Genomic DNA, 10,000 nt, shown 5'->3' with positions numbered 1-10,000 from the left:
ATAATTACCTCTGCCTTTTCCCCTTTAAATCCCACCACACTGATACGGTCGTGGTGCCGGTTGGCATCCTCGATTACACTGTTTAAAATTCCCTTCAATTTATTGGCCTTTCGGTCAGAGAACATGGACCCACTGATATCCACCACCATGGCAATGGATGCCTTGGCGCCATGTTTACGGATTTTATGACGCAAATCCTCACTTTTAACCTTAATTCCACCATTGGAACTCATTGCTGCCGCCCGCAATGTGGCGTCAATGGCAATATCTCCAGAAGAGTCTTTAGGAAGTTTGCTTTTTATGTAACGGCCTTTCTGAGTCTTAGAATCCATCCGTTTACCATAAATGCGCTGTTTCTTTTTCCCCTTAGTTTTCAGGAGTTTTTTTACATCCACCTCTTCTTCCTGAGATTCCACCTTTCCTTCTTCTTTTTTAAGGGTTTTAAGTTTCATACCCCTCTTTTTCTGTTCAGTTTCTACCTGGTCTGGGACTTTTTTTTATCATCCCCAGTTTCATCACGTGAAACTTCATTCACCGCGTTTTTTATTTGTTTTTTGATTTTCTCTTCATCCAGTGACTTTTTATGGAATCTTTCACCTAAAACCAGGGCAGCCGCCTCTTCCACATCTATTGCTTCAACTTCCTGGTGTTTGTAGTAGGCAGCTAAGGTTTTTGAAGTCTTTAAAATGGCGATGTCTGCTCGGTGACCATCCACACCCATATCTACGCATAGCTGGGCTATTACCTTCATCATCTCTGGTGAAACCTGGACTTGGGGGAGGAGTGTGCGGGCTTCAATAATGTTTTCCAGTATCTGGTCCTGGTATTCCTTAAATTCTTCCCGGAAGGCATGAGGATCCCTTTCAAAGGCCTCCCTTCTTTCCATGATCTTCACCCGGTCTTCAATATCCATTATGCTCTGCACTGAGATCTGCAGGCCTATCCGGTCTGATAACTGTGGCCGGAGCTCCCCTTCAGCCGGGTTCATGGTTCCCACCAGTATGAAGTTAGAAGGATGTACCAGTGAAATTCCTTCACGTTCTACAGTGTTTATTCCATAAGCCGCAGCATCCAGGAGAACATCAACAAGATTATCATCCAAAAGGTTTATTTCATCAACATATAAGATGTTGCGATTAGCATCGGCCAATATACCAGGTTCCAGTGCTTTCATACCTTCTTTAAGTGCTTTTTCAATGTTAATGGATCCAACCACCCGGTCTTCTGTGGCTCCCAGTGGCAGTTCAACCACCCGCATTTTCTTTTCTTCCACCTGTATTTCTGATTCCTCTCGGCAGGAATCACAGAAAGAAGCCGGATCATCCGGATCACAGTTAAAGGGACATCCCTTAATAACCTGCAGTGGAGGTAAAAGATCAGCCAGGGCTCGCACTGCCGTGGTCTTCCCGGTTCCCTTATCCCCTTTGATCAGAACCCCCCCAATGGATGGATTGATCGCATTCAATACCAGGGCTTTTTTAACTTTTTCTTGACCTACAATAGCCGAAAATGGAAAAATCAGGTTTTTCAATAGTCTCACCGTCACGCTAGAAATATAAATTCTGCTAATTAAGTTTTATGAGTTATTTGAAGTGTTTTAAGTGTTATTACTATATGATTTATAGAATAAAAATATGCCCCTGAACTGATTTAGGAGTGATTTACCACCCAAAAAAACTAATATCAGGGAATCATATAAACATGGGTGGTGATATGCAATGTGCACTGTAGGCGGCCCCATGGCTGACATTAAAATGAAAAAGCTTAAAACCAAAAGATATCGTTGCCTGGACTGTGATAATGAATTTAATGGGATTGGACGAAGAGTAGTATGTCCCTCCTGCCAGTCAGACAATGTGGAAGAACTGGAATAAAGTCAAGCAGAGTATTATACATGGACCAGGAAATCCCCCTTCAACCACATGAGATTATTTTTTTGAAGGGAAAGTCAGGGATGGTGGGAGTAGCCAAGTTCGCCCACCAGGGACATATATTTATGGGAACTCCTGATAACGAGGAAATCGTCCTGTTCATGGAACCAGAGGATATTATCGCAGTTTCAGCCCTGAACTCTACTTCAAAGAGTAAAGAGGGAATTAAGTCACTGATTTTTTTATTAAGAGAAATAGGAACTCCCCTAGTGGTTTTACCCTCAGATCATCCCACCTCCCGGAGACTACCCCTGGTGGCCAGTTGCGGGGAAAAGGTGCGCCTGGATTGTAACATCACACCCGGGACCCACCCTGAACAGGACATACTGTGTGCCTGTGACGATCTTTCTGGAGTTGAAATATCCGCAATCAAAGGGGGTTTAGAAATTAAAGGACCCCTAAAAGAGTTCAATATTGAAAAATTCCCCGAAGAAATATCATAGTTTCCATCGGTGAAAAACGAGGGATTACTTAATAAGCAGTTTATATATAGGATGATAAATAAATGATAATTACTTAAATTTTTCCGATTTACCATATTTTTTCAGGTATAATACTAAAAAAATTCTCCAATTAGAGATATATTTTATAACCAATAACCTTATGTAATAAATCTCTTTAAAGCCTAAATAAAATATTAGATGATAAAAATGACCATTTCCGCATTTTACCAAATTTTTGGCCAGGTAGTTTTAATAGCAGGAATCCTGCTCCTAATTCTATTATCAGTCACCCTTATACTGGGCCGAATACTCATTGAAAAGGACCGTCTTGTTTTCCCCAAACTGCTTCTTTTCACCATGGATGTTTTCTACGGACTCTTCAAGAAATTTTCAGAAAGCGTGGGTGTAAACGCTAAAATTGTAGATAACATAGGTGTAGAAGTTCGAAACAAAGTTAATGAAAAACATTTTAAAAAGATAGACCCCCAGGAAACCATCCTGGTTTTACCGCACTGCCTCCGGCACCTGGAATGCGAGGCAAAACTGGAAACATCCGGCCTGGTGTGCAAAAACTGTAAACGCTGTGTGATCGGTGTTTTGAAGGATAAAGGGGAAAAGATGGGTTTCCAGGTTTTTATAATTCCTGGTTCAACCTTCCTCAAGAAAATAGTGGAACAGAACAAGTTCAAGGCAGTTATAGGGGTGGCCTGCTTCCAGGACCTCAATCTGGCAATGATGAACCTCTCCAATTTCCCCTGCCAGGGAGTACCCCTTCTACGGGATGGATGTGTTAACACCAAAGTGGACACCCGTGCGGTATTGGAAAAAATGGGGGTTAAACTTAAGGAAGCCAAGAAACTGACACCAGATAACTCCTGTAATCCTGAACCCAACCGCAGGATCTTGTAAACCCTTTTTTTAAATACATCAAGCTCAACTTTTTTTTACCATATTTTAAATCTGCCTCTTTAAAGTTACCTCCTTTAAAGCCCCCTTCTGGTGTCAATAAGTTACAATTCTCAAAGTTACTTCCCCAAAAGTTACAATTCCCGGTATAAATTCACTTAAGGTGCAAAAACATTCCAGAGACCATGGAACAATATTGAAGCATATGTTTTACCAGTTTTAAGACGTAAATATCCGACTATTAACCCTAAAACCAGACCGATTCCCATCTTTGAGACCATTATCCAGGGGATATTAGTGGAGGCCAGTGGATGAAGGATTAAAACATCCAGATATCCCAAGTGCCATACCATGAAAAGTAAAGTTACCGTGATGAGTGTCATGGCATGAGGATAGACCATTCCAGGGGATTGGGATATCTTACCCCAAATATAACCTCTGAAGAGGAGTTCTTCAAACAGAGGGGTGATAAGACCAAACATCAGCCCCATGACAAGGATCTGAAGCTCCCACCCAAAGGTGTAGGGAATTACTATTAAAGTTACCAGAATCAGTACCCCTATAACATAAAAAAGTCGGGTTCTCCTGCGAATATCATCCCATTGCAGTCCCAGCTCATCCAGAGAGGGTTTGAAGTACAAAAGAAGAATTATTCCCACAATGATAAATTGCAAACCATTTATGAATTGGAACAGGGTTATGTTATCACCTGGCTGGACTGTTATCCATAGACTTCCAAAGATAGCCACCCGGAACAATTGTATCAAGGCCAAGGCCACGACAATCTTCAGGACTAGTTTTAAAAAGTCATTCCTATCTTTATACGAGTTGAAAAGTTTCATTTGAGCTCCTGTTATTCCAATTATTATCCTTAGATTATTTTATTCACCAAGTATTCATTTGGTAATACTTTTGTAAATATTCTTTGAATTTATTATTTTTTATAACCCTTCCCCGCGATTTATTCTTCATATTACCCTTCCCCTGCAGTTTTATTCATCCTTGTAGATGAAAAGATCCTCAATCTGGACTTTGAAGTATCTTGCTATTTTAAAGGCCAGATTAAGTGAAGGATCGTACTTATTTTTTTCAATGGCAATGATGGTCTGACGGGTGACTCCCAGTGCCTGAGCCAGGTCCTCCTGGGTTATTTCATTCATGGCCCGATAAACCTTCAATTTGTTTTCCATAACATCACAAACCAGTACTGTTTTTTATCAAACTGTTATTAAATAAACCATAAAAGCCATTTTAACCATATTTTTTATTGTAATACCAGTAGGTTCCTGTATAGAGGATAACCAGCAATCCCGATGCATCACACAGGGTGATTCCGGCCTGAGTGTACTGGGGGAAAACATTCTTCAGTGCCAGTACAACGATGCCCACCACGGTTATCACCACGAGAAACAGGATCATGGCCATCCTAGAGGCATCACCAGAAATTACCTTTGTTCTCTCATCTTCCGTTACTTCATCCAGTTTTCTGCGCAGGAAAATCGATAACACTATTCCCATACCAAAACTGAGCCCCGCCAGTACCAGGCTCCCCAGGGAGACACCCAGAGCAACTGTGGAGGCCACGAAAATGATGATCAGTACTCGGAAAAACTGGTAATTTTTTCGGTTCATAGATTCACTCCAATATCTTAATCTTTAATCATTATTTATTCTGTAAACTTCGCATATCTCCGTTTTAATACTTTCGAGTGTAGTACCATCGCGCGAAGGCATATAACACCAGGGCAAAGATGAGTGATAAAAATATAGCGTATCCCACCACGGTGTACTGGGGATAAACATTTCTCATGGTGACAATTATCACCGCAATGTACAACATCGCCGCTAAATAGACCCCCATGGTCATGTTAGATGCCCTTTCATTGATCATCTGTGTTCTCTCATCATCCACGATAGCTGCATCCTTCCCCTGGAAGATCTCTTTCATATTGTTCCGATTGGAATAGGCCACGGGAATAATGACTACCAGCATTAAAAGAGCAGCGGCAACCAGGTAAATATTGGCTAATATCATTCCGGAAACCCATAAAACAGTTCCCAGTCCGGAAGCTGCAGTTAAGATTATTCGTATAGTTTTAAGATTCATAACTTACACCTCATGTAAAGTACACTATACATTATGTTATATAAACTTTACTAAAAGTAATGAGTGGTTTACATATATGGAGGGAGATTATCGGATTAAAATGAGTATTCTCCTGGAAAACCCATTTTCAAAACAGTTTGGCAGGAAAAAATATTAGCAATAATTTTAAGGAAAAAATAAAGGATTTAAAAGCTCTAAAATAGATAATAGATTTTAATAATCTTTACTTTAAACAATATTCAAAAATAGTAAATGCTTATTCTGGAAAGAAATAATATTGATTTAAAAGATTAGAAAACCGGATAAAAAGAAGGATTAGGAAAAAATTATAAAATATAGAAGTAAAAATTGATTGAGAAAAAATATAAACGTAAAATCTATTCTGGTTTACTTAATTCATTTAAAATCTCCGTGGAAACACGTAGGAACTTTTCTACCAGTTTACGATACTTTTCTTCGCTGGCCTTTAATTTTTTTTCCATTTCATGCTTGTACAGGGCCATTTCCATGGCACTCTGGATCTCACGGTCTTCAAATGGTTTTAGCACATAACCAAAGGGTTCAGTTACCTTGGCCCTTTGCAGTGTTTTTTCATCAGAATAGGCAGTTAAATAGATAATAGGGATATCGTACAGCTCACGTATCTTTTGGGCAGCATCAATTCCATCCATCTCTCCCTTGAGGACAATGTCCATCAGAATCAGTTTGGGCCTCAGTTCCCCGGCCCTCTGGATGGCTTCCTCTCCCGTGTCAAAAATCCCCAGAACCTCATATCCCATACTTTCCAGTCGATTTTTAACATCAGCAGCAACGATAATCTCGTCTTCCACTAGCATAATAGTTATATCAGTCATAACGCTCCCCCTTAAGATAACACCATTCATTACTGTTCATAATTAGTGTCAGGGTATTTCTTCGTGCTTTGTTTATATTATTAATCCATGATATTATATTAATTATTCGTTGTTGGGAATTTATTCCTCATTCGTTAGGTATGTTCCGGGATTTACTTAAAGTGTTAACGAATTCTGGTGAATATTAATACAACGAAAATTAAATTCAAAGTTATATTTGTCAATCCTATAAATTATTAATTTCGATTCAAACAAGGTTAATTATTAATTTCGATTCATACAAGGTCAAAATTTTCAGAGAGTGTATATTTTTTAACCCCTTGTCTGGACCAAAAAAACCAGGGCTAAGGGTGATGGCTAGATTAAGAAAAATTTCATATCCTTTAACTTAAAGGGCAAGGTTTTGAAAGATGAACCAAAACGTTGATGACCTGCTTAAAATCATTGCAAACCAGTTCAAACCCACAAAAGCTGGACTGGATAGTAATACAGAGCATTTTAATGAATTTTTTTTATCTTTCAGTTCCCATGGTCCCCTGAAAATCACCTCAGAACCAGATGCTCCCGTCCCTTCCTACTGGATGGTAACCCCCCAAAGCAGCTCTCGAAAGGTTATCCTGTTCCTTCACGGGGGAGTACTCAACCGGGGATCTACCCGTGGACACCAGGACCTCTGCCAGAGAATATCCAAACACACTGGTTTTTCCATTTTCAGTGTTGATTACCGCCTGCCCCCGGATCACCCCTTCCCGGCAGCGGTGAAAGATAGTGTTGAATCCTATCTCTGGCTGCGCGATGAAGGTTTCAAGGCCCGGGAACTGGTTATTGCTGGGATATCAACAGGAGGTACTCTGACCCTATCCACTCTGCTTGCCCTGAAAGAGATGGGGGAAGAATTACCACTGGGAGGGGTTTGTATGTCCCCGGTGGTGGATTTTAAGTTCCCAGTAGTTTACAGTCACCTGAAAGATGTAAAAGACTGGATCAACTACTCTGCACTGGAAGATATGCGGGATATGTACCTGCAGGGACAAAGCACTTCCCATGGACTGGTTTCACCCATATATGGAGATCTGGAGGGACTGCCACCATTGTTAATCCAGGCCGGAAGTCGTGAACTCCTTCTATGCGATATAAATCGTTTCCGAGAAGTGGCCGTTAAGAAAGAAGTAAAAGTAGACCTGGAAGTGTGGCAGGGCATGTTTCATACCTGGCAACTGTTTTACTCTCACTTGAGAGAAAGTGAAGGATCTTTGAGGAGTGTGGGGGAATTTATAAAGGGTTTGACCAAATAGCTGGTGAACTAAATAACATTCCATTCTAATAATGGTAAAACCCATACCAAATAAATAAAATAATAAAGTCTAAAAAGAATGTCTCTGGAGGTTTAAACCATGAAAAAAGTTCTCATGTTATGTGCCAGTCCACGGAAAGAAAGTAACACCATGCAGGTCCTGGAAGAATGTGCCCGGACCATTGAAGAAAGTGGGCTGGAAGCAGAAATTGTTTCCCTGCGCCAGATGAAAATACGCTCCTGCATTGCCTGTGGAAAGTGTGCCCAACTGCACCAGTGCGCCCTTAAAGACGGGCTTAACGATATTATCGAAAAGTTAAAGGTGGCTGATGGGTTTATCATTGGTTCCCCGGTGTACTTTGGAACAGCCCGTGGTGATTTGATGTCTGCCCTGCAGAGAATTGGAATGGTCAGCATGAACTCAGGAAACTTCCTGTCCTGGAAGGTGGGAGGTCCCATAGCTGTGGCCCGTAGGGGTGGTCACACTGCCACTATACAAGAAATGCTCATGTTCTTCTTCATCAACGACATGATCGTTCCCGGAAGCACCTACTGGAACATGGTCTTCGCCCACCAGCCGGGTGAGGCCGAAGAGGACACTGAAGGAATCCAGACCGCAGTGCGTTTTGCAGATAACGTGGCCCAGCTCATATTGAAAATAAAAGGATAAATTACAGTTATAAGCCATTTCAACTTTGATAATCCTGAAAACATACCAGAGGAATACCTAAAATGCCGGAACAGGAACTTTATCGTAAGTTTGCCCGTTACTACGATCTCATCTACCAGTGGATGGACTACCCTGGTGAGGTAGAATTCATTAAACAGATGGTGGAACTTCACCAGCAATCCCCGGGAAATAACCTTCTGGATGTGGCCTGCGGTACGGGTAACCATGCCCAGTACCTCACCGATTCCTTCAACGTGGTGGGACTGGACATTAACCCAGAGATGATGGATATAGCCCGGGAAAAGGTTCCGGAAATGGAACTCATCCAGGGTAACATGAAAGAGATGGACCTGGATCGGGAATTTGATACCATTATTTGCCTGTTTTCATCCATTAACTACCACACCAACCTCTTAGAGCTGGAAAAAACATTTAAACGATTCTACCATCATCTGAAACCAGGTGGAGTACTTATATTTGATCTGGGCTTTTGCACCGAGAACTGGGAAGAAGGAAGGATGCTGGTGGATGCTGCAGTGGATGGAGATCTCCAATTGGCTCGGATATCCCAGAGCAGATTATACGATGGAGTCTTCGATGCCAACTTCGTTTTCCTGATTAAGGAGGACGGAATTATGGATTTTGAAGTGGATCAGCACCGGATTGGCGTGTTCAGCACTCCGGAAGTTAACCGAATTGCGGAAGGAGTTGGTTTTAAAACCCATATCTACGGTGATTACTCTGAAATTCCCTGGAATGAAGAAAAAGATGAACGACCGGTTTTTGTATGTAAAAAACCATTAGAACATGAATTATGATAATGAGGAATTAAGAATTATTATAATGAGGGAATATAAGAATGACACTTCATTAAAGGGACTACCGTGGAAAATTAGGAGTCCCGGTCAATTCAAAGGAGGAGTAATTATGAAGATTGCAGTAGCCACATCCGATCAGGTGAATGCCGATCATTTTGGCCGGGCTAAGGGATTCGCCATATACCAATGGGATGGAGATGAAATAGAATTTGTAGAATACATCCCCACCAATATAAACCCTGAAGAGAAACACCAGTGGCATAAGGGGCTCAGCATTTTGGGAGATTGTGAAGTTATAATCGCCGCCCAGGCCGGGATGAAAGCAAAATATGGGATAAAAAAGGCCAATTTAAAACTAGTTGAAGAGGAAGGGACTGTTGAAGAGGTCTTGGAACGTTTCATTAAGCATGAGAAGTTCATGAGTAACCTATGAAACAAAATAGTTCCCTAAAAATGCCAACCAGATGTAGAACTACAAAAAGTGAAACTGATGGATTTTAAAACCAGGGATGTGAAACATCGAACTTGAAACGACCGGATGAACAACTACATTAGTAATAGAATATCCTCAGGATTATCGGGATGAACCACCACCGGTACTTTTTTACCCTCTGGTATGGAACCCATGTCCAGTAGATTAACTATTTCCTTGTGTTCCACTTCGTAGGGCGCACTATCGGGTGTGGTGATTAATAGTTTGAATTTGACTTGAGGTTGTTCGTTGATGTAAGTTCCAGTCTGTTCCCGGCTTAAAATCTCTGCTTCACCCCTTATGCCCTCATTAATAAGGAACATCTCCCGATCGTTAATTCTTTTATAATAGTAATAGACACCCAGAGCTCCTAAAACCGGGAATACAATAAAAGCACCACCCATGAAGTAGTAAAAGGTTTTAAGTGAATAACCATCATCAGTTAATGCCTCGGGAGTGGTCATCAACCCAAAAATAATAAATCCCAGGCCCACTATCACCAGTG

At 41.1% G+C, this 10,000-nt stretch carries 15 protein-coding genes (2 of these 15 only partly in view); 7 read left to right on the top strand and 8 right to left on the bottom strand.

Annotated elements, in window-relative coordinates; translation table 11 throughout:
* On the bottom strand, window positions 1-452 hold the 5' portion of the coding sequence (locus QC759_RS02595) for a vWA domain-containing protein (RefSeq protein ID WP_048071742.1). 403 nt of this gene lie to the left of the window's left edge; the window shows 452 of its 855 coding nt (coding positions 1-452); its start codon is at window positions 450-452; its stop codon lies off the left edge, out of view.
* A 23-nt stretch (window positions 453-475) separates the two neighbouring features.
* Window positions 476-1,540 carry a magnesium chelatase ATPase subunit I gene (locus QC759_RS02590; RefSeq protein WP_277897145.1) on the bottom strand — a complete coding sequence of 355 codons (1,065 nt, stop codon included), beginning with the start codon at window positions 1,538-1,540 and terminating at the stop codon, window positions 476-478.
* A 178-nt stretch (window positions 1,541-1,718) separates the two neighbouring features.
* Here QC759_RS02590 and QC759_RS02585 point away from each other — a divergent pair, with 178 nt between their 5' ends.
* From QC759_RS02585 to QC759_RS02575, 3 genes are all read left to right on the top strand, one after another.
* Complete coding sequence (locus QC759_RS02585) at window positions 1,719-1,874, top strand: hydrogenase maturation nickel metallochaperone HypA (RefSeq protein WP_144405504.1); 156 nt, start codon at window positions 1,719-1,721, stop codon at window positions 1,872-1,874.
* 20 nt (window positions 1,875-1,894) lie between these two features.
* On the top strand, window positions 1,895-2,374 hold the full coding sequence (locus QC759_RS02580; RefSeq protein WP_048071744.1) for a hypothetical protein: 480 nt from the start codon (window positions 1,895-1,897) through the stop codon (window positions 2,372-2,374).
* Between the two features lie 207 nt (window positions 2,375-2,581).
* Window positions 2,582-3,283 carry a DUF116 domain-containing protein gene (locus QC759_RS02575; RefSeq protein WP_048071745.1) on the top strand — a complete coding sequence of 234 codons (702 nt, stop codon included), beginning with the start codon at window positions 2,582-2,584 and terminating at the stop codon, window positions 3,281-3,283.
* Between the two features lie 155 nt (window positions 3,284-3,438).
* Here the strand turns inward: QC759_RS02575 and QC759_RS02570 are convergent, their stop codons facing one another.
* The 5 genes from QC759_RS02570 to QC759_RS02550 all read right to left on the bottom strand — a co-directional run bounded on the left by QC759_RS02570 (window position 3,439) and on the right by QC759_RS02550 (window position 6,241).
* A complete protein-coding gene (locus tag QC759_RS02570; protein ID WP_048071746.1) occupies window positions 3,439-4,122 on the bottom strand; it encodes a CPBP family intramembrane glutamic endopeptidase in 684 nt (227 codons plus the stop codon).
* A gap of 150 nt (window positions 4,123-4,272) precedes the next feature.
* On the bottom strand, window positions 4,273-4,470 hold the full coding sequence (locus QC759_RS02565; RefSeq protein ID WP_048071747.1) for a helix-turn-helix transcriptional regulator: 198 nt from the start codon (window positions 4,468-4,470) through the stop codon (window positions 4,273-4,275).
* A 61-nt stretch (window positions 4,471-4,531) separates the two neighbouring features.
* Window positions 4,532-4,912, bottom strand: coding sequence for a DUF2178 domain-containing protein (locus QC759_RS02560; protein ID WP_048071748.1), 381 nt, complete (start codon window positions 4,910-4,912; stop codon window positions 4,532-4,534).
* Window positions 4,913-4,976: 64 nt separating this feature from the next.
* On the bottom strand, window positions 4,977-5,387 hold the full coding sequence (locus tag QC759_RS02555; protein ID WP_048071749.1) for a DUF2178 domain-containing protein: 411 nt from the start codon (window positions 5,385-5,387) through the stop codon (window positions 4,977-4,979).
* A gap of 377 nt (window positions 5,388-5,764) precedes the next feature.
* Window positions 5,765-6,241, bottom strand: a complete 477-nt coding sequence (locus tag QC759_RS02550) for a response regulator (protein ID WP_048071750.1) — start codon at window positions 6,239-6,241, stop codon at window positions 5,765-5,767.
* A 410-nt stretch (window positions 6,242-6,651) separates the two neighbouring features.
* Between QC759_RS02550 and QC759_RS02545 the strand changes: the two genes are divergently transcribed.
* The 4 genes from QC759_RS02545 to QC759_RS02530 all read left to right on the top strand — a co-directional run bounded on the left by QC759_RS02545 (window position 6,652) and on the right by QC759_RS02530 (window position 9,456).
* On the top strand, window positions 6,652-7,536 hold the full coding sequence (locus QC759_RS02545; RefSeq protein ID WP_048071751.1) for an alpha/beta hydrolase: 885 nt from the start codon (window positions 6,652-6,654) through the stop codon (window positions 7,534-7,536).
* Window positions 7,537-7,635: 99 nt separating this feature from the next.
* Window positions 7,636-8,205, top strand: coding sequence for a flavodoxin family protein (locus QC759_RS02540; RefSeq protein WP_048071752.1), 570 nt, complete (start codon window positions 7,636-7,638; stop codon window positions 8,203-8,205).
* A gap of 62 nt (window positions 8,206-8,267) precedes the next feature.
* On the top strand, window positions 8,268-9,023 hold the full coding sequence (locus QC759_RS02535) for a class I SAM-dependent DNA methyltransferase (protein WP_048071753.1): 756 nt from the start codon (window positions 8,268-8,270) through the stop codon (window positions 9,021-9,023).
* A 109-nt stretch (window positions 9,024-9,132) separates the two neighbouring features.
* Window positions 9,133-9,456 (top strand): NifB/NifX family molybdenum-iron cluster-binding protein, encoded by a 324-nt coding sequence (locus QC759_RS02530; RefSeq protein WP_048071754.1) that lies wholly within the window; start codon window positions 9,133-9,135, stop codon window positions 9,454-9,456.
* A gap of 113 nt (window positions 9,457-9,569) precedes the next feature.
* Here the strand turns inward: QC759_RS02530 and QC759_RS02525 are convergent, their stop codons facing one another.
* Window positions 9,570-10,000: the 3' portion of a hypothetical protein gene (locus tag QC759_RS02525; RefSeq protein ID WP_048071755.1), read on the bottom strand. 43 nt of this gene lie beyond the right edge of the window; the window shows 431 of its 474 coding nt (coding positions 44-474); its start codon lies off the right edge, out of view — the gene reads right to left on this strand; its stop codon occupies window positions 9,570-9,572.

This window comes from Methanobacterium formicicum (assembly GCF_029848115.1).
GTDB lineage: Archaea > Methanobacteriota > Methanobacteria > Methanobacteriales > Methanobacteriaceae > Methanobacterium > Methanobacterium formicicum.
This window is presented reverse-complemented; position numbering and strand designations above follow the sequence as displayed.

Bases quoted from the DNA above. Each gene is read 5' to 3' on its own strand.
- QC759_RS02540 (WP_048071752.1), top strand. From the start codon at position 7,636: ATGAAAAAAGTTCTCATGTTATGTGCCAGTCCACGGAAAGAAAGTAAC.
- QC759_RS02555 (WP_048071749.1), bottom strand. From the start codon at position 5,387: ATGAATCTTAAAACTATACGAATAATCTTAACTGCAGCTTCCGGACTG.
- QC759_RS02535 (WP_048071753.1), top strand. From the start codon at position 8,268: ATGCCGGAACAGGAACTTTATCGTAAGTTTGCCCGTTACTACGATCTC.
- QC759_RS02570 (WP_048071746.1), bottom strand. From the start codon at position 4,122: ATGAAACTTTTCAACTCGTATAAAGATAGGAATGACTTTTTAAAACTA.
- QC759_RS02565 (WP_048071747.1), bottom strand. From the start codon at position 4,470: ATGGAAAACAAATTGAAGGTTTATCGGGCCATGAATGAAATAACCCAG.
- QC759_RS02580 (WP_048071744.1), top strand. From the start codon at position 1,895: ATGGACCAGGAAATCCCCCTTCAACCACATGAGATTATTTTTTTGAAG.
- QC759_RS02530 (WP_048071754.1), top strand. From the start codon at position 9,133: ATGAAGATTGCAGTAGCCACATCCGATCAGGTGAATGCCGATCATTTT.
- QC759_RS02545 (WP_048071751.1), top strand. From the start codon at position 6,652: ATGAACCAAAACGTTGATGACCTGCTTAAAATCATTGCAAACCAGTTC.
- QC759_RS02560 (WP_048071748.1), bottom strand. From the start codon at position 4,912: ATGAACCGAAAAAATTACCAGTTTTTCCGAGTACTGATCATCATTTTC.
- QC759_RS02575 (WP_048071745.1), top strand. From the start codon at position 2,582: ATGACCATTTCCGCATTTTACCAAATTTTTGGCCAGGTAGTTTTAATA.
- QC759_RS02550 (WP_048071750.1), bottom strand. From the start codon at position 6,241: ATGACTGATATAACTATTATGCTAGTGGAAGACGAGATTATCGTTGCT.
- QC759_RS02585 (WP_144405504.1), top strand. From the start codon at position 1,719: ATGTGCACTGTAGGCGGCCCCATGGCTGACATTAAAATGAAAAAGCTT.